We start from the raw sequence: 16,906 nt of genomic DNA, 5'->3' as shown, positions 1-16,906 counted from the left end.
GCAGTGGCAAGGTTATCTCCGGTCACCCACTCTGCATCGAGCATCCTGCCCACGCCCAGCCTCTCCACACCTCGAAGATTTCCCTCCCGCTCGGGGTAGTTTTTAATGGGTATGCCGACGATGGGTTTGGCGCAGGCGAGGGCCTCCATTATGCTGGTATGCCCGCCGTGGGTCACCAGCACACGAGCCTGCGCAAGATGCTCCATGTAGCGTTCTCGGGGCATATTCCTTGCCACCACAAATTTCTCACCAAGAACCTCCTCCGCTTTGGAGAGCGCCTCGCTAATGTCTGGATTCACACCAGAGCCCCCGAAGTTCACCACCACCTTCTCCTCGCCCCTGCTCTCCAGCTCAGGCAGCATTGGCCCGACGAAATGGAACTTGTACTTCTGGTCATAGAAGGCGAGATTTTCAAGGCAAACACCATAGGGGGGAGGAAAATCGGGCACAATTATCTCATTGGCCAGGTACACAAGCGCCGCCTCCGCAAACTCACCCAGCTTTTTTATGGGCAGGCTGAGGTTGCCCTCAAGCTGCTTCCACTGTATGGTTTCATTGGTTATCAGGAAGATACGCATATTGCGCCAGGAGCGAAGAATCTTTGATACCATCGCAGGCACATAGCCGTCCACGAGCATCACATCCGGCGAAACGTCGCGTAATATGCGCCTCGCCTCCAGGAGCATCCCGGGCTTAACGCTGCGCAGCGTGTTCCGCACCGTCTTAAAGACCTGAATCTCTGTGGAGGTAAAGGCGACATCGCCGAACTCCTCCACCTCTATTACCTCAAAGTCGTAGTTGCGCAGAAACGCCAAGCCATCGCCATAGGTTGAGAACACAACCTCATGCCCGCGCTCCCTCAAAGCTTTCGCAAGCTCCACATCCCTGCTCACATGTCCGTAGCCGAAGCCATTGCTCACAAAGTATATCCGCATACCATGCACCAGAAGTAGGAAGTGGGCAGCTGGAGATATATAGTTACCGCTGGAAGCCTTTTTATAACACCTGCGCGTATTTTACCCCATGCTGGTGCTAATCACAGGCTTACCCGGCACCGGAAAGAGCACCATCGCCATGCACCTTGCGCGCAGATTGCGCGCCACTGTGCTGCGCACCGACGTAATACGAAAGCAGCTCTTTCCCGAGCCGAAGTACACCGAGGAGGAGAAGGAGCTTGTCTATAAGGTAACCTTTATGATAGCAGAGTACCTCCTGAGGGCAGGGAAGAATGTAATCCTCGACGGCACCTTCTACAGGCGCAGCCTGCGGGAGCGCGTCTACCGGCTCGCGAGGGCGGCTAGAACAAAGCTGATAATCGTGGAGTGCAGCGCGCCGGAATTTGTGGTCCGGCAGAGAATGGAGGCTCGGGCAAAGAAGAAGAACCTCCCCACCGACGCCGACTTTGATGTGTACCTGAAGATACGCAGCCAGTTTGAACCTCTGCGCAGGCCCAGGGTTATAGTGGACACCAGCAACCCCCTAGAGGAGAACCTCGCTGAAATTATGCGCTATATAAGGAGCAGAACTAAAGCAAAGAGGCGTAGCGGCAGGCGAGGTTAAAGTACTCCTTCACCAGCTTGCGCGTTGCTCCCTTTTCTTCCTCTGCTACATGAGCATCAGAGAGCTTGAAGCCCTCCACCTTCATCCTCACAAAGGCGCGGTAGCATTTGTAGAAATCCAGCAGCGCCTGAGGGAATTTCTCTCCGCTGGCTTCGATGTAGGCAGAGACAAAGGCTTCGCTCAGGTCTCGCCTGCGGTGGAAGTCCAGGTCCATGGCAAGAAAGGCAATATCCGCAAGCACATCGCTGCAGCTGAATCCGCGAAAGAACTCTATGGCATCAAAGATGTAAATGCCCTCGCGGTACAGCTTCGCCGGCTTCCTCACTATGAATATGTTGCCGCTGTGCAGGTCACCGTGGCATTCGCGTATCTTCTCCGCTCTTTCTCTCTCTCTGAAGAGCTCCTTCCTCTCCCTCAGAAAGCGCATCACCCTTGCCTCAAGGGCGGCGTACTCCTGTGCATCAACCTCTCTGCCTTTGAGTTGTGCCGTCTGCTCAAAGTTCTGCTCCCAGTTTTTGACCACCTGCTCGTAGGCACCCCAGCGGGTAATCTCCTCCCCGACGGCTGCACCTTTGTGGAAAACCGCAACCCTTGCAGCTATCTCCTCGACGTCGCCTCGCACAACCTCCCCCCGCTGGAGCATGCATTTCATTATCGCCTCCTGCGGAAGCTGCACCATCTTAACCGCATACTCCACCACCTCACCCCTGCCAGAGACCCTGATCTCGCCATCATCCCGGGTTATAGGCACAACGCCAAGGTAGAGCCCACCTGCAAGGGCGCGGTTTACCCTAATCTCCTCATTGCAGTAGTACAGGCGCTTCTCCAGGGTGGTGAAGTCCAGAAAGCCGAAGTCCACCGGCTTCTTCAGCTTGTAGACGTAATCACCGGTTAAAAACACAAAGGAGATGTGGGTCTGAATCAGCGTTATATCTCTCACCGGATGGGGATAAGCCTCAGGACGCTTAAGCGCCTCCACAAGGGTTTGTACATCCATGGTTTTGAGTTGTGGAGGAGGTATTTAACTCTTGCGAGGCTATCACGTAAAGACCTGAAAGAATCGCCATCCTGAGGGTATAACAACAGTAAGGTTTATATATAATAAGGTTTACACACAACAGTCGGGAAAACATAGAAAATTTTAAAAAAGAGGTGATATAATGGGTGAACTACCAATTTCTGCGTGCGACAGGATAATAAGGAATGCCACAGGACTGCGTGTTGGAAGGGATGCCGCAGAGTACCTTGCTGAAATTCTCGATGAGATAGGCGCTGAGATAGCGAAAGAGGCAGGTGCCCTTGCAAAACACGCAGGCAGAAAGACAGTCAAGGCAAGCGATATAAAGCTGGCTTCAAAATAAGAGTTTTTCTTTTTCAAACTCTATTTATTCTCTTTTTCTTATAAGCTCTCTCGCCTCCTCCTCAAACTTCTCAGCCTTCTCTGCGTGGGTAGCATCCCCTGAGAGCGCCGCCAGGTCGCTGTATATCTGAGAAAGCGCAGCCTTAGCTGCACTCAGATATGTCTTCTCCCCCTCCTTTGAGAATATGTCCATCGCCTCCTCGTAACTCTCAGCCGCTCTGCCGAGAAGTTCCAGGGCGGCCTCCTCATCCAGAGCTGCCATGCTTCTGTAGGCGGCGCCCATTGCGGCCAGAGAATGGGCAAGCTCCTCGCCTAGACCCTCCCTCCTGAAAACCTCAGATGTCTTAGAGATATCTTTCAGCGCCTTCTCAATCCCGGCACTATCCCCACGCTTGGCAGCGAGCTCAACCTCTGCAAGCGCCCCCTCGAGCACCTCAAGGCTTGCCTTTGCCGCATACTCGGCCTGACTGAAAAGCTCTGCAGTCTCCTTCTTGACCTCTATAAACCTCTCAAGATACTCATCGCCATCCTCTGCCAGGTTTGCGGTGTCCCTGTAGATGTTGGCAAGGCTCTGAAGTGCCCGCACCTCCTCAACCTTGGCGCCAAGCTTTCTGAATATGACGGCTGCCTCACGGCTCAGTGATGCAGCCCTTTCAAGCATGTCCAGCGCCTCCGGGCCAGAGAGATGCGCCAGGCTTTGAAGCGCCGTGGCGTGGTTCATCTTCAGCCTTGCAAGCGTCCCCTTGTCCTCCTGGTAGCGCTCCTCCAGCTCCTCACACAGGCTCAGCACCCTCTCATACTCCCGCCTTGGATTGTCGCTCACCTCAGCGCAGCAGCCATAGCAGAAGGTGAGATTGAGCTCAACTTCTGCGAGTTCTCTTCCGAACAGGTGCTCTGCTGCACGTTCCAGCGCCTCAACCGCCAGCCTTATATCACCCTCGCTCCGTGTGCGAAGGAAGCGATTCAGGGAGAACTCCCCCAGAGCCTTGAGGTGCCTTCCCCTATTTGGCTCGTCCAATACGGATAGGAGCAGAAGCCTCTCTGTGGTTGCCATAGCGTACAGAAGCTCATCCACACCCTTAAAAGCTGAGGCAGCCCTCTCGAGCAGGAGGGCGACCTTCTCCGCATCCCGCTCCTGCCTCGCCTTTGCATAGCTCCTGAAGCCCTCAGCCAGTGCCCTAAGCCAGCCTTCAGGATTATGGGAAAGAATCTCCCCGCTTACCTCCTCAAGCTCACCCCATTCTCTCCTCCTGAAATGCTCCTCCATCCTCTTAATCATGGCCTCCATGAACCTACCTCAGCACCAGCCTCTGCGACGCTTCAAAAAAGATGCTTGCAAGGTCCAGGGCAATATCCTGGAGGTCGAGCATGCTCAGATTTATCTCCTTTGGCTCGATGATTTCTATGAGCACGGGCACGTGGCGCATTGATATGCTGAAGAGAGCCCTCGCATCATAGGGGAAGGCTTCCACAGCAACCAGGTAGGCTCCAGTCTCCTGGTTGAAGGTGCTCTTAACCTTGTTCACCGGCGCCTCATCCACAATATCCCCTACGAAGAGCTTCACAGCCTCTGCCTCGCTCTCAGCCCCTACTTCAGCGACGAGCTTGACATGGAGCGCTCCCCCTTTAAGCAGTTCCTCAATCTCATACTCGTCAATTCCAATGTTCACCTCTCCCCCCGCCTCAAATTCAAATCCTACCTGGTATCTCTGGTAGAACTTCTTGGTGAGCTTGATGACCTCCCCCAGGGTGAGGAGGAATTCCCTTGCATCTATGGTAAGTCTGTCAGGACTCAACACATATATTGCGGAGGGTCCGTATTTTATAGCAGCGTCGATATAGCTCTGAAAGCTCTCAAACTCGAGCTTAAACTCAACAACGCCCGAATACAGTTCATCCTCCTTCACCACATCGCCATGTTCTGCACTGCAAAGTCTAACTCCCTTCTCGACCTTTATCTTATTCTCCAGCATACGAAGCGACCCGGCTACGGCATCTCTGTCGTTGCCCTGGGCTTCTATCAGAAACTCTGCTTGAATCATCGCAAGGGTATTCTCATCAGGACTAATAAAGCTTGCCATGCGAAATCTATTTAACCCCAACAGAAGAACTATATCTATGGACTTGGGAGCAGAACCTCTGGTTAAGATTGTCGCCGGTCTTGTACTTATACTCATTGCCCCCCGTGTCGTGGGCATGATTCTCAAAATAATAGGCGCTGGCTTTATACTCATCGGCGGGGTGAAGTACTACCTGGGCGGATTTGTGGTGAATCCAGAAGCGGTGTTCCCTGTGGTTATTGGTCTTGTGATAATCTTCGTCGGGAAGAGCATGGCAGAGGCTGCTCTGCGCATAGCCGGCTTAATCGCCATAGTGTGGGGAGCGTGGGATTTAGGGTTGATAGGTATTTGAGGGGCTCAACTGTAGTATTGGTTAAGTTAAAGCCGCCTTCACCAGAAACCTTAAATATGTCGTCCTATATAATAAAAAACAGTGGTGAGTAAGTCCCCCCGAAAGGATGATGCCCACGTAAGTGGGATGGAAGCGAGTAGGGGAGGGGTCACCACTCCTCTAACTTTTTATTGACCTTTTCCTCGATTATCTTATAGTATTGGTCATTGTGCCTCTCATATTTGGAGAATACCGCACCCACAACAAAATCGACTGCCTGGAGACACGGCTCACTTGTTGAATCACTGTGTTCTATTTCAATTTTTGGTTTTAGTCGGCCTTCACTATAGAAGTTATTAAAAACCCTTTTTTGTAGATATCTGTTAAATTCCTCACGATTCGACTTTGAAAATAGCCTGTCAACAACTATCTTAAATTCACGCTCTCTGTAAGATGTCAGTCTATCAATCAAAACTCCACTAAGATGATTATAAAGGATGTTTTGTCTATCCTGCACGAGTTGGACTGTCCTGCTTTTCTTCAAAACTACATAATTTATTTCAATTTCTTGCTTTATCAACCGCCTTAAGATCAACATCTTTATAAAATCATCGGATCTGCTGAATTTGAATTCTTGAAGCTGTTTAACTCTCTTTTTTAGTTTTCGTTGCCTAATTCTCTTGAACATTCTTCGAATTGAAACTGGATTTGCAACAGTCAAAGCAGCTATAACAAAATATCTGGAAGCTCTATCGCTAAAACCTAAGTCTCCCGCCTCATCAAGAAATATGTATAGCATGAGAATGTATAGCACACAATCTCATATTTTTAGGTTTGCAACATGCTAGAACACACAGATATTTTAAATCGAGTTATAATATATGTCAAAACCCACCCAGAAAAGCATCATAACCCCGTGCTGGAAGCTCTACCCTCCTGCCATCTTCTGTTATCAGCCAGTACCCTTCCCCGGTAACCCTGCCTATCTCAGTAATAGGTGCCAGCTTTTTACTTCTGAATTTCTCCTTCAGCTCCGGAAGCGATGCTTCACTTACAGCAAACAGAAGCTCAAAGTCCCCGCCCTTGTGGAATACCACTTCCCTCTCATCCACGCCTGCAAGGGCGGCTATCTCCTTAACCTCCCTTTCCCGGGGCACGCGCTCCTCATACACCTCAAAGCCCACACCGCTTTTACGGGCTATTTCATGCAGGCTGAACGCCAGGCCGTCGCTCACATCCATGCATGCACTTGCTGAACCGGCAAGAGTCAGACCTTCCACAACCCTCGCCTCTGGCTCAAGCGCTGCCCTCAAAAACTCCTCCCTCCTTGGATGCTCTATGTTTCTGGTAAGGCAGTAGAATCCCGCGGCGGCACTACCAATGCTGCCGGTAACGCAGAGCAGGTCCCCGGGTCTTGCTCCGCTGCGCGTCAGGTATCCTCTCGCCTCGACTACACCGAAGGCGAAACCTGAGATCACCACCTCGCCGTGCTCCTTGGTGTCGCCCCCTACAACGCAGACTTTGTGGACATCGCAGGCCTTTTTTATACCCTGTACCAGCCTCCTCACATAACTCTCATCCTTATCACCCGGCAACCCGAAGGAAAAGAGCATCGCCAGGGGTCTGGCTCCCATTGCTGCGATGTCGCTCAGATTGACATTGACCGCATAACTGCCAGCCTGCTCCGGCGTCATCTCCCTCGGTATGTGTGTGCCTTCGCGAATCATATCAGAGGAGAGCACAATCAGAGCCTCACCTGCCCTGACAATGCTTGCGTCATCGCCTATCCCCACCTCAGCTATGCCACAGTCGCCCAAGACCTCTGCAAAAATCTCTATTACCCTGCGCTCACCCAGCTCTGAGAGTTTCATAGGGTTTACTTATCTATGCCACGTAAAAAGGGTTTTGATTATCCTGCGAGACCCTTAGGTCAAAAACCACATGATAGTTTCGCGGCGAGTAGGTGCGCACCACCCGCTTCTCCAGCACCTTCACCCGCCTCCCCATGCGCCTCGCCACGCTGCGGGCAAGCTCAGCCTTGCCCCAGAGATTTTCCTCCGGCGCAATTGTGTAGTAGTGCACCACTCCCTCGCCCTTCAAAACCTCAAAGGCAAGGTCCAGGAAGGCATCGCTGCTCTTTGGCAGATTCATTATCACCCGCGAGGCTACGCCACGAGGTGCAACTTCGCGAGCATCGCCGAGCAGGGGCACAACCTCCCCCTTGAGCCTGTTCAGGGTTATATTTTCTCTGAGGTATCTCACAGCTTCGGGGTTTATATCGATGGCATAAACCTTAACCCTGCGATGCCTGGCGAGGAGGAGTGCAAATGGGCCCACGCCGGCGAAGAGGTCAACTATGGTCTCGCCGTCCTTAACCTGCTTCAGTATGCGCTGCCTCTCATACGCCAGGCGCGGAGAGAAGTACACCTTCGCCACATCCAGCTTTAGCCTGAGGCCGTGCTCCCTGTGCACCGTCTCACTCCTGTGTTCGCCTGCGAGATGCTCAAGTTTGCGCACCCTGGCTTTGCCCCTCACCTCACCACCCTTGCGGAAAACCGCCTTTATATTCCTGTGCGCCTCCATCAGCGCCCCCGCAATCTCATATTTCCTGTGTTCAAGCTCCTCCGGCACCTCAATAATAGCCAGGTCCCCCACAATATCGAAGCTCCGCCTGACAAGCGCAAACTCCTCCCTGCTCAGTCTCTCCCTCAGCAGGCTCTCAAAACTCCTGTGCCCTGCCAGGGGCTCAAACTCCGCCTCCACCACCTCATAGCCTTGCAGAAGCTCCCTCGCAACTTCCTTAACGGGCAGGAGAACATAATCACCCTGCCTCTTTATGCGGTACCCCTTTGCCAGAATCCCGGCGGCAAGAAGCTCACGCCTTACCTTCTCCGCCTCCTTCGCAGGTATGCGCACGCCGAGCATATTTTTTATAGGCTGCTGCAGGTATTTATTTATGCTCATCTTCATAGGCTTGGGGTTGTACGACGAGAAGGACATAACACTGCGCGGCCTTGAGGAGCTTAAGCGCTGCGACATGGCCTTTGCTGAGCTCTACACCTCCTACATGCCCGGGCTCAGCCTAGAGCGCCTGGAAAAGCTGGCAGGAAAGCGAATAGAACTGCTGAGCAGGCGGGAGGTTGAAGAGGGCGCAGAGGAGGTCATCCTGGAGCCAGCCAAGCATAAAAATGTTGCCCTCCTCGTTGCCGGTGACCCCATGGTGTCCACGACTCACACAGCGCTTCGCCTTGAGGCAAAGAGGCTGGGCATAGCCACGCGGGTGGTGCACAGCGCCTCAATACTCTCGGCTGCACCCTCCCTGAGTGGGCTGCACAACTACAAGTTCGGTAGAAGTGCAACCGTCGCCAGGCCCGAAGCAGGCTTTTTTCCTGAAACACCCTACAATGTGGTAAAGGAGAACCTCTCCCGGGGACTGCACACACTGCTCTTCCTTGACATAAAGGCGGAGGAGGGGTACATGATGTCCGCCAAGGAGGCTCTGGAGATACTCATTACCCTTGAAAAAAAGCGCGGCGAGGGCGTTATACGCGAGAACACCCTCGCTGTAGTGGTATCAGCAGCAGGCGCGCCCGATGCGGGGGTTGTAGCCGGAAAGGTCGGAGAGCTTTTAAGAGCTGAGCTGGGCGCCATGCCGCACACGCTGATAATCCCCGGGGAGCTCCACTTCACCGAGGAAGAATACCTGCGCGAGTTCGCCGGGTTGAGATAGCAATCAGCCGAAGAATATGGCATGGCAGCCCTTAAGGGAGCAGGTGTTCTCAGAGATTACCTTCATGGCCTTCTGCGCAGCCTCAAGGTCATTGGCTTCAAGCGCCCTTTCAAGATTTTCCACATACTCGTCCCTCATCCTCTCTTCGGTAAGCTCTGGCAGAAACTTCTCTGTAAGCTCTCTGCTCTCATAGAAGTTCCTCTTGAACTCAGGGAAGTGCTGCTTCGCCCTCTCAAGGTCTCCCTCCCTGAGAGCCTTCTTAATCACACCATACTCGTACTCCAGATTTGCCATCGCGCCCCCGCTGCGCTGATGGCACACGCTTACTCCACAGCTTCCTGCAACACCCGAGAGGGTATCATTCGCCCCGGTGAAGTCTCCTCTGTCTATCTGCTCCTTCAGCATAGCAAGCCTGTCATCACCCACCATGAACCTGAGGTGCTGCTCTCCTGCCTTCTCCTTTGCCTCCTCATACACCCTGAGGAGCTCATTGTATTTTTCCTTGGCAGCCTGTGGGTCTTCATTCTCTATGGCCAGCTTCAGTTCGCTGTAGGCTTCTTCGAAATTCGTCTGAATCTCCTTGGCTTCAGCTATCTCCTTTTTCTTCTCAACCTCTTCAGCCTTCTCACGCTGGATGCATCCCGTCAGGAGCGAAAGCACCACAAGAGCAAGAAGAATATAACCAGCCTTCATCTTAATACCTCCTGTTTAAATGTGGTTAGTATCATGAGGGGCTTCCTTCCATTTTACCATATCCCCCTTAAATATTTCCCGCATATGTGTAGGCAGTACATCAATATTTTATACGTGGCATCCCTATATTTCAGACTTTTGCTATAAACAATAAAAATTAACTTTATATACATGCTCGAACGCGGGCGAGCACACGCCGGCACAAAGAAAATATTAATAACCCGGCAGCTAAATTAAAAGAGTAGTGAAATTGCATGCGCAGGCATAAATTCAGCGTTATACATTCCGGGAAAGGACTGTCTCCTTTCAAGATTGCAGCCATCTATGCGCTCCTGGGTGGAGTGTGGATACTGTTGTCTGACAGACTGCTTGTTCTATTTGTGGGCGACCCCGTAATGCTCACCCGCCTGCAGACCCTGAAGGGCTGGTTCTATGTCGCCATTACAGCTCTGCTCCTCTATGTGCTTATCAACCATAACATGGAGGTTATACGACGCTCAGAGGAGGCGCTGCGGGAGAGCAAAGAGAGGTACAGACAGACTGTTGAAAACTCGCCGAACCCAATCTTTTCTGTTAACAGGGAGGGGGCTATCCAGACCTGGAATAAATCCTGCGAAAATATCTTCCAGTACGGACAGGACATAATCGGAAGTAAATATCACCTGCTTCTGGAGTCGGAGGAGCGCCCCGCCATCGAGGCTACAGTGGCACAGGTATTTGAGAAGAGGCAGCCCTTCAGCAACGTGGAGATAACCTACAGGTGCAGAGACGGAACCCTCCGCTTCATGGTTTCCAGGCTGTATCCTCTGCTGAACCCTGAGGGCAGGGTTGAGGCGTGCGTTTTTGCCAATACGGATGTTACCGAACGCAGAAAGGCGGAGGAGGAGCTGAAAGCAGCCTATGAAAAACTTCAACGCGCCCATGAAGAGCTAAAAACCCTGGACGAGCTGAAGACCAACATCATCGCCAATGTTAGCCATGAGCTTCGCACACCCATAACCATAGCCAAGGGTGCCATAGAGCTGGCGATGGATGAGAAAGATGCGAAGAAGAGGAAGGAACTTTTGAAAATGGCTGTGAATGCGCTTGTGCGCCAGAATTTTATTGTGAAAGACCTCATAGAGGCCGGAAGGATGGACAGAAGTAAGAGGAATTTAAAGCTTGAAGCTGTAAATATGGCCCATGCCATAACCCTTGTGAGCAGCGAGTTTAAGCCAATGCTCATTAAAAACAAACTAAAGATGAAGGTTGTCATGGAAGACGACCTGCCTCCCGTCAGAGGGGACTGCGGACAGCTTAAGCATGTGCTGCGAAACCTCATCCACAATGCCATAAAGTTTAACAAAAAGGAGGGAGAAATAGTTATCAACGCAAGGGGGAAGAAGGGCATGGTTGAGGTCTGCATCAGCGACACCGGCATAGGTCTACGTAAGGATCATCTGGATAAAATCTTTGAGCGCTTCTACCAGGTGGATAGCTCACCCACGAGACGCTATGGGGGCACCGGTTTGGGGCTGGCGATAGTTAAGGAGATAGTCCAGGCGCACGGGGGCGAGATTACGGCTGAGAGCGAGCCGGGCAAGGGGAGCAGGTTCTGCTTCACACTGCCGGTTTACAGGAGGTGATGGGCTAATGGTGAAGATACTGATTGTGGATGATGAGCCTGAGATAAGATTTTTGACGCGGAAGATGCTCGAGAAAGCGGGTTATGAGGTGGTGGAGGCGGGCGACGGGGAGGAGGGGCTGAGGCTCCTGGAGAAGGAGACACCAGACCTCATACTCCTAGATGTGATGATGCCCGGGTTGAAGGGATGGGAGGTGTGCGGGAAGATCAAGGCAAACGTGAGACTGAAGAACATCCCTGTGGCGATGTTCACAGTGAGGACAACAGAGGAGGATGTTGAAAAGAGCCGTGACTGCGGTGCTGAGGCACATATCAACAAGCCCTTCGACAGAGAAGAACTTATCTACACGGTGGAAAAACTCTTAAAGAAATCTTGATGATCTCCCAAGTTCCCTGTATGACCGGGGCGTAAGGGGGAGGTATGCACCCGTAATTATATATAACACCTTTTACTATGCCCACACCATGCACATTCCCCTCCCTGATACCCCTGAGTTCAAGTATCTCAAGAAGTGGTCAATAATCGCAACTCTCATAGGAATAATCTCCGGCGTTGGTGCAATAGCCTTTTATGAGCTCCTCAATCTGGGCACAAAGCTTTTCCTGGGCCAGGGCGCTGGCTTTTACCCACCCAGGGCGGGGGTGAGTCTTGAGGAGGTGCTCAGCTGGGCACCACCTGAGAGTGCACTGCTCCTTGTGCTCATTGTAACCCTGGGTGGTCTGGCTTCAGGGTTGATTGTCTTCTCCTTAGCTCCCGAGGCTGAGGGGCACGGCACAGATGCAGCTATACGCGCCTTCCACCGCGAGGGGGGACGAATTCGAAGAAGGATACCCCTGGTTAAGATGGCAGCCTCTGTGCTCACAATATCTACTGGTGGAAGTGCTGGCAGAGAGGGGCCCATAGCACAGATAGGCGCAGGTTTTGGCTCCTTTATTGGTGAGGTGTTCAAGTTAAATGAGCATGACCGCAGGATAGCACTGGCGGTGGGAATAGGCTCGGGAGTGGGCAGCATATTTAAAGCTCCTCTGGGCGGAGCACTTTTAAGCGCCGAGATTCTGTACCGGCAGGATTTTGAGAAAGAGGCACTGATACCCAGTGTTATGGCCAGTGTGGTGGGCTACTCCGTGTTCAGTCTGTACGACGGCTTCTCACCCGTGTTTGCGGCACGGCCGTATCAGTGGAGCCTCGCACAGATACCTCTCTATATGCTGCTCGGCGCAGCCTGCGCGGGTGTGGGACTGCTGTACATAAAATCCTTCTATTCCACAAGGGAGCTCTTTGACAGATTAAGGATAAAGAAGCATTTCAAGCCCGCAATAGGCGCCTTCCTCGTTGGCGTACTCGCAGTGTTGCTGATGAAGCTCATCCCCGATGCGAATGGCGCCGCAGGACTGGGGGCTCTCAGCATGGGCTACGGCTTTATTCAGCTCGCCCTGTACAATGCCCTGCCGCTGAAGGTGATGTTCATCCTGATTTTTGCAAAAATTGTAATGACCTCCCTGACAATAGGTAGTGGAGGCTCCGGCGGAGTATTTGCCCCGGGGATGGTGATAGGCGCGATGGTGGGCGGCACAGTGGGTGCTGTCTTTGCAAAGTTCCTCCCCTGGCTTGTACCCCCGGAGGCGGTGCCTGCATTTGTGATAATAGGGATGATGGCCCTCTTTGGTGGGGTGAGCAAGGCACCAGTAGCTGTGCTCATAATGGTGAGCGAGATGACAGGTGACTACTCCCTCCTCTTCCCTGCGATGGTGGCAATCGTGGGCTCTTACATCCTCACTGGCAGATACAGCATATACAGCGAGCAGGTGCCAACGCGCATACACTCGCCAGCACATGCGGAGGAGTACTTCCGTGACCTGCTACGCCTCCATAGGGTAAGCGACGCCATGCGCATCGACTTTCCCACAACGACAAGACAGGAGAGCCTGCGCAGCGCCATGCTGAAGATGCGCCATGGCGTCTCGGCGCTGCCCATAATGGCTGAGGATAAGATAGAGGGGATAGTGAGGCTGCGTGATATTGTGGGCGTACCTGTGGAAAAATGGATGGACACCAGAGTAGAGGAGGTTATGCGGCACAGGTACTCCTCGATAACGCCTGAGAAATCGTTGCATGAAGCACTGGAATTCATGGAAGAGCGTGGTATTGGAACGCTGGTTGTGGTTTCGCCTGAGGACCCGTCAAAACCTCTTGGGTTGCTGCTCAAACGCGACGTGATAAAGCTGGGGGAGGTCAAGCTGCGCCGCAAAGACTAGTGCTCAGCACTTGAGCACAGAGAAAAAGTCCTCCTCCCGTATACTCTCTGGAACCACGAGCACTGGAATCCTTCTCCTTTTCAGTATCTCCGGCAGGAGAGGCTTTTCCACGATCTCCTTTAGCCAGCCCGTGGGAGAGTAGCCTATTATTACCAATTTGACCTCCCTGTCCTTCTCTAGCTCTTTCAGGAGGACATCAGCGGCTACACCTTTCTCAACCCTGTACTCTATGTTAAGGCTGAGTCTTTTGAAAACATCAAATTCCTCCCTGGCCTTCTCTTCTACCGCCTTCCTAAGCGCATCCACCTCGCGCTTGTACAGGCCGCCGCCTATCAGTTCAACTGCGTACCTCTCATCTACTATAAACAGTAACTTTATGTCGTACCTCAGACTGCATGCCAGACCCATTGTGTAGCGTTCAATAGATGTCTGCTCTGACACACCCTCAGAGACCAGCAGTATCTTTGCCACGCGCCTCGCCTCCTTATATCTAATAATCTCCGTGAGGCTACTTAACTTTTCCGGCCTGCATAATGTTTTTAACCTTGAGCATTAAGCTAATTCCATGCCAGGTATAACCCCCATGATGCGCCAGTGGCACCGGTTCAAACGGGAGTACAGCGATGCGGTTCTGTTCTTCCGTGCCGGCGATTTTTATGAGATGTTCCACGAGGATGCAGTGCTTGCTGCCAGGGAGCTTGGAATAACACTCACATCCCGCGGCAGGGAGAACGGCAAACCAGTGCCCCTCGCTGGCGTTCCCTACCATGCGATGGAGACCTACCTAGCTAAGCTGGTGAAGAGGGGTTATAAGGTGGCGATATGCGAGCAGGTCGAGGACCCCAAGCAGGCGAAGGGTGTGGTGAAGCGCGATGTGGTGCGCGTCGTAACGCCGGGCACGCTGATGGAGGAGAGCCTGCTTGAGGAGAAGAGCAACAACTACCTTGCTGCACTGCTTGTCAATAAGGGCAGAGCCGGTATAGCCTACGCGGACCTCTCCACGGGCGAGTTTGCATGCGGCGAGTTCAAGAACGAGGAGGAGGCGCTCAACCAGCTTGTGGCGATTTCGCCGGCCGAGTGTTTAATCCCTGAAGATACGAGCGAGGAGCTTGTAGAGAGGATGCGCAAGCTTCTGCGCGAGACTTTCTTCAACCAAGTGAGTGAGGCCGCTTTCAGCCCCGGCACTGCCAGGGAAAGGCTGGCTGAACACTTCGGCGTCTCTAGTCTGGAGGGCTTTGGTGTGGCAGAGCTAAAGCTTGGTATTGCCTGCGCTGGCGCTGTGCTGGGCTATCTGCGCGAGACCCAGAAGAATGCACTGCCCCACATAACAAGGCTGCGCAGGCTTGCTACGCGGGAGAGAATGCTTCTCGATGCCGCTACGCTTCGCCACCTGGAGATAGTGCGCAACCTGCGCGATGGCTCAACCAGGGCGACGCTTCTGGAGGTGCTCGACGCGACCTCGACGGCAATGGGGGCGAGGCTGCTGAAGCGCTGGCTTCTGCATCCTCTCGTCAATGTGGCTGAGATAAGGAAGCGCCTCGATGCTGTGGAGGAGCTGTTCAGCGACTACCTCCTGCGAGAGGAGTTGCGCGAGGCTATAAGCAAAGTTTACGACCTGGAGCGGCTGAACAGCAGAATCGCCAGCGGCTCCGCAAATGCCCGCGACCTTGTGGCGCTCAAAAATTCGTTGAAGGCAGTGCCTGAGATACGCGACCTGCTCTCGAGCTGCAAACCCGAGCTGCTTGAGGAAATTCTCGCGGAGATGCACGCCCTTGAGGATTTGAGTGAGAGGATAGAGCTTGCCATAGTGGATGAACCACCGGCGGGCGTGAGGGAGGGTGGGATAATAAAACCCGGCTACAGCGAGGAGCTTGATAAGCTGAGGGAGGCTGCCACACAGGGAAGGCGCTGGATAGCCGAGCTTGAGCGCCGCGAAAGGAAGCGCACCGGCATAGCCTCGCTGAAGGTAGGGTACAACAGCGTCTTTGGCTACTACATTCAGGTGACAAAGCCCAACCTTCACCTTGTACCTGAGGATTATATACGCAAGCAGACCCTTACGAATGCGGAGCGCTTTGTAACGCCTGAGCTGAAGGAAAAGGAGGCGCTCATCCTGGGTGCTCAGGAGCGGTCGGCGAAGCTGGAGTATGAGCTTTTCACGCACATCAGAGATGAGGCTGCTTTGCGGGTAAAGGAGATTCAAATCACCGCCTCTGCTTTAGCCAAGCTGGATGTGCTCCTGAGCTTTGCAAAGGTGGCAGGCGAGCGGGACTATGTCAAGCCCCTGGTGGACGAAAGTGGGGTTATCGACATCAAGGATGGACGCCATCCAGTGGTGGAAGCCTATCAGCGCGAATTTGTGCCCAACGATGCCTACCTCGACTCGGCGAAGGAGGGGATTCTGATTATCACAGGTCCAAACATGGCGGGCAAATCCACATACCTCCGCCAGGTGGCGCTGATAGTGCTCCTCGCTCAGGTGGGCAGCTTTGTCCCGGCGAGAGAGGCAAGGATAGGCGTTGTGGATGGGATATTCACCCGTGTGGGGGCAAGTGATGACCTGGCCACCGGCAGGAGTACCTTTATGGTGGAGATGCAGGAGGCGGCGAACATACTGAACAACGCCACCAAGCGGAGCCTTGTCATCCTGGATGAGATAGGTCGTGGAACAAGCACCTTCGACGGGCTGAGCATAGCATGGGCGGTGGTGGAGTATCTGCACGAGCGCATCGGCGCAAAGGCGCTCTTTGCAACACACTACCACCACCTCACAGAGCTGGAGCAGCTTCTTCCAAAGGTTAAGAACTACCACATCGCCGTCAGGGAGGAGGGGAACGACATAATCTTCCTGCGCAGGATTATGCCGGGTTCAATAGACAAGAGCTACGGCATTCACGTGGCGCGCCTGGCAGGCTTACCGAAGGAGGTCATAGATAACGCATCGCAGGTGCTCCGCCGCCTTGAAGAGGAGGAGGTGGCAGACGATAAGATAGTAGCCAAGCGACTGCGCAAGCGCAGGCTTGCGAAGGTTTTCTCAGACCCGGCACAGCGCACCCTCTTCGAGGTCACTGCACCAGAGCCCTCGCCGGTAGAGGAGGAGCTTCGAAGGCTCAACCCCAATGAGATGACCCCGCTTGAGGCACTTGAAGCACTCTTCAGGCTCAGGGAGATGCTGCGCTAGGTTATTTTTCTGCACAGAAGTGTGATTGTTTACTCGAAATCGTCCAAACTCGTCTAAGGCTTTCCCGCAAGTCGCAAGGCCATGAGCACAAGTGCAACCACAATCCAGAAG

17 protein-coding genes are annotated in these 16,906 nt (G+C 53.2%); 8 read left to right on the top strand and 9 right to left on the bottom strand.

Going from position 1 to position 16,906, the window contains the following annotated elements; genetic code table 11:
- A partial coding sequence (locus tag ACXJJW_RS05600; RefSeq protein ID WP_456474755.1) for a glycosyltransferase occupies positions 1-935 on the bottom strand: 935 nt, incomplete at its 3' end.
- Positions 936-1,023: 88 nt separating this feature from the next.
- Between ACXJJW_RS05600 and ACXJJW_RS05595 the strand changes: the two genes are divergently transcribed.
- Positions 1,024-1,560, top strand: coding sequence for a P-loop nucleotide/nucleoside kinase family protein (locus ACXJJW_RS05595; RefSeq protein WP_456474754.1), 537 nt, complete (start codon positions 1,024-1,026; stop codon positions 1,558-1,560).
- Here the strand turns inward: ACXJJW_RS05595 and ACXJJW_RS05590 are convergent.
- Positions 1,526-2,557, bottom strand: coding sequence for a hypothetical protein (locus ACXJJW_RS05590; protein WP_456474753.1), 1,032 nt, complete (start codon positions 2,555-2,557; stop codon positions 1,526-1,528). The genes ACXJJW_RS05595 and ACXJJW_RS05590 overlap by 35 nt on opposite strands.
- Positions 2,558-2,720: 163 nt before the next feature.
- Here ACXJJW_RS05590 and ACXJJW_RS05585 point away from each other — a divergent pair, with 163 nt between their 5' ends.
- Positions 2,721-2,921: a histone family protein gene (locus tag ACXJJW_RS05585; RefSeq protein ID WP_456474752.1), complete on the top strand. Its 201-nt coding sequence runs from the start codon at positions 2,721-2,723 to the stop codon at positions 2,919-2,921.
- Positions 2,922-2,945: 24 nt separating this feature from the next.
- On the opposite strand, the gene ACXJJW_RS05580 is transcribed toward ACXJJW_RS05585, so the two are convergent.
- Together ACXJJW_RS05580 and ACXJJW_RS05575 are read right to left on the bottom strand one after the other, a co-directional pair.
- On the bottom strand, positions 2,946-4,208 hold the full coding sequence (locus ACXJJW_RS05580; RefSeq protein WP_456474751.1) for a hypothetical protein: 1,263 nt from the start codon (positions 4,206-4,208) through the stop codon (positions 2,946-2,948).
- A gap of 4 nt (positions 4,209-4,212) precedes the next feature.
- Positions 4,213-5,001 (bottom strand): hypothetical protein, encoded by a 789-nt coding sequence (locus ACXJJW_RS05575; protein ID WP_456474750.1) that lies wholly within the window; start codon positions 4,999-5,001, stop codon positions 4,213-4,215.
- 37 nt (positions 5,002-5,038) lie between these two features.
- Here ACXJJW_RS05575 and ACXJJW_RS05570 point away from each other — a divergent pair, with 37 nt between their 5' ends.
- The gene (locus tag ACXJJW_RS05570; RefSeq protein ID WP_456474749.1) at positions 5,039-5,332 is read left to right on the top strand and encodes a hypothetical protein; all 294 of its coding nucleotides are present in this window, start codon (positions 5,039-5,041) and stop codon (positions 5,330-5,332) included.
- 148 nt (positions 5,333-5,480) lie between these two features.
- On the opposite strand, the gene ACXJJW_RS05565 is transcribed toward ACXJJW_RS05570, so the two are convergent.
- The 3 genes from ACXJJW_RS05565 to ACXJJW_RS05555 form a co-directional block, all read right to left on the bottom strand.
- Positions 5,481-6,110 (bottom strand): DUF3800 domain-containing protein, encoded by a 630-nt coding sequence (locus tag ACXJJW_RS05565; protein ID WP_456474748.1) that lies wholly within the window; start codon positions 6,108-6,110, stop codon positions 5,481-5,483.
- An 85-nt stretch (positions 6,111-6,195) separates the two neighbouring features.
- Positions 6,196-7,182, bottom strand: coding sequence for a thiamine-phosphate kinase (gene thiL, locus ACXJJW_RS05560; protein ID WP_456474747.1), 987 nt, complete (start codon positions 7,180-7,182; stop codon positions 6,196-6,198).
- Between the two features lie 13 nt (positions 7,183-7,195).
- Complete coding sequence (locus ACXJJW_RS05555) at positions 7,196-8,281, bottom strand: class I SAM-dependent methyltransferase (RefSeq protein ID WP_456474746.1); 1,086 nt, start codon at positions 8,279-8,281, stop codon at positions 7,196-7,198.
- On the opposite strand from ACXJJW_RS05555, the gene dph5 reads away from it, so the two are divergent.
- Complete coding sequence (gene dph5 / locus ACXJJW_RS05550; protein WP_456474745.1) at positions 8,268-9,041, top strand: diphthine synthase; 774 nt, start codon at positions 8,268-8,270, stop codon at positions 9,039-9,041. The two genes, ACXJJW_RS05555 and dph5, sit on opposite strands and share 14 nt — an antisense overlap.
- 3 nt (positions 9,042-9,044) lie before the next feature.
- Here the strand turns inward: dph5 and ACXJJW_RS05545 are convergent, their stop codons facing one another.
- Positions 9,045-9,734 carry a hypothetical protein gene (locus ACXJJW_RS05545; protein ID WP_456474744.1) on the bottom strand — a complete coding sequence of 230 codons (690 nt, stop codon included), beginning with the start codon at positions 9,732-9,734 and terminating at the stop codon, positions 9,045-9,047.
- Positions 9,735-9,988: 254 nt separating this feature from the next.
- On the opposite strand from ACXJJW_RS05545, the gene ACXJJW_RS05540 reads away from it, so the two are divergent.
- The 3 genes from ACXJJW_RS05540 to ACXJJW_RS05530 all read left to right on the top strand — a co-directional run bounded on the left by ACXJJW_RS05540 (position 9,989) and on the right by ACXJJW_RS05530 (position 13,614).
- Positions 9,989-11,359: a PAS domain-containing sensor histidine kinase gene (locus tag ACXJJW_RS05540; RefSeq protein WP_456474743.1), complete on the top strand. Its 1,371-nt coding sequence runs from the start codon at positions 9,989-9,991 to the stop codon at positions 11,357-11,359.
- A 7-nt stretch (positions 11,360-11,366) separates the two neighbouring features.
- Entirely contained in the window at positions 11,367-11,735 is a 369-nt protein-coding gene (locus tag ACXJJW_RS05535; protein ID WP_456474742.1) for a response regulator, read from the top strand.
- A gap of 88 nt (positions 11,736-11,823) precedes the next feature.
- Positions 11,824-13,614 carry a chloride channel protein gene (locus ACXJJW_RS05530; protein ID WP_456474741.1) on the top strand — a complete coding sequence of 597 codons (1,791 nt, stop codon included), beginning with the start codon at positions 11,824-11,826 and terminating at the stop codon, positions 13,612-13,614.
- A gap of 3 nt (positions 13,615-13,617) precedes the next feature.
- On the opposite strand, the gene ACXJJW_RS05525 is transcribed toward ACXJJW_RS05530, so the two are convergent.
- Positions 13,618-14,085, bottom strand: a complete 468-nt coding sequence (locus ACXJJW_RS05525; RefSeq protein WP_456474740.1) for a putative universal stress family protein — start codon at positions 14,083-14,085, stop codon at positions 13,618-13,620.
- A gap of 94 nt (positions 14,086-14,179) precedes the next feature.
- On the opposite strand from ACXJJW_RS05525, the gene mutS reads away from it, so the two are divergent.
- On the top strand, positions 14,180-16,795 hold the full coding sequence (gene mutS / locus ACXJJW_RS05520) for a DNA mismatch repair protein MutS (protein ID WP_456474739.1): 2,616 nt from the start codon (positions 14,180-14,182) through the stop codon (positions 16,793-16,795).
- The last annotated feature ends 111 nt before the right edge of the window (positions 16,796-16,906 follow it).

The organism is Candidatus Pyrohabitans sp., assembly GCF_054014795.1.
This window is presented reverse-complemented; position numbering and strand designations above follow the sequence as displayed.

Coding starts and splice junctions, on each gene's coding strand:
- ACXJJW_RS05595 (WP_456474754.1), top strand. CDS start 1,024: ATGCTGGTGCTAATCACAGGCTTACCCGGCACCGGAAAGAGCACCATC.
- ACXJJW_RS05590 (WP_456474753.1), bottom strand. CDS start 2,557: ATGGATGTACAAACCCTTGTGGAGGCGCTTAAGCGTCCTGAGGCTTAT.
- ACXJJW_RS05585 (WP_456474752.1), top strand. CDS start 2,721: ATGGGTGAACTACCAATTTCTGCGTGCGACAGGATAATAAGGAATGCC.
- ACXJJW_RS05580 (WP_456474751.1), bottom strand. CDS start 4,208: ATGGAGGCCATGATTAAGAGGATGGAGGAGCATTTCAGGAGGAGAGAA.
- ACXJJW_RS05575 (WP_456474750.1), bottom strand. CDS start 5,001: ATGGCAAGCTTTATTAGTCCTGATGAGAATACCCTTGCGATGATTCAA.
- ACXJJW_RS05570 (WP_456474749.1), top strand. CDS start 5,039: ATGGACTTGGGAGCAGAACCTCTGGTTAAGATTGTCGCCGGTCTTGTA.
- ACXJJW_RS05565 (WP_456474748.1), bottom strand. CDS start 6,110: ATGCTATACATATTTCTTGATGAGGCGGGAGACTTAGGTTTTAGCGAT.
- thiL (WP_456474747.1), bottom strand. CDS start 7,182: ATGAAACTCTCAGAGCTGGGTGAGCGCAGGGTAATAGAGATTTTTGCA.
- dph5 (WP_456474745.1), top strand. CDS start 8,268: ATGCTCATCTTCATAGGCTTGGGGTTGTACGACGAGAAGGACATAACA.
- ACXJJW_RS05555 (WP_456474746.1), bottom strand. CDS start 8,281: ATGAAGATGAGCATAAATAAATACCTGCAGCAGCCTATAAAAAATATG.
- ACXJJW_RS05545 (WP_456474744.1), bottom strand. CDS start 9,734: ATGAAGGCTGGTTATATTCTTCTTGCTCTTGTGGTGCTTTCGCTCCTG.
- ACXJJW_RS05540 (WP_456474743.1), top strand. CDS start 9,989: ATGCGCAGGCATAAATTCAGCGTTATACATTCCGGGAAAGGACTGTCT.
- ACXJJW_RS05535 (WP_456474742.1), top strand. CDS start 11,367: ATGGTGAAGATACTGATTGTGGATGATGAGCCTGAGATAAGATTTTTG.
- ACXJJW_RS05530 (WP_456474741.1), top strand. CDS start 11,824: ATGCACATTCCCCTCCCTGATACCCCTGAGTTCAAGTATCTCAAGAAG.
- mutS (WP_456474739.1), top strand. CDS start 14,180: ATGCCAGGTATAACCCCCATGATGCGCCAGTGGCACCGGTTCAAACGG.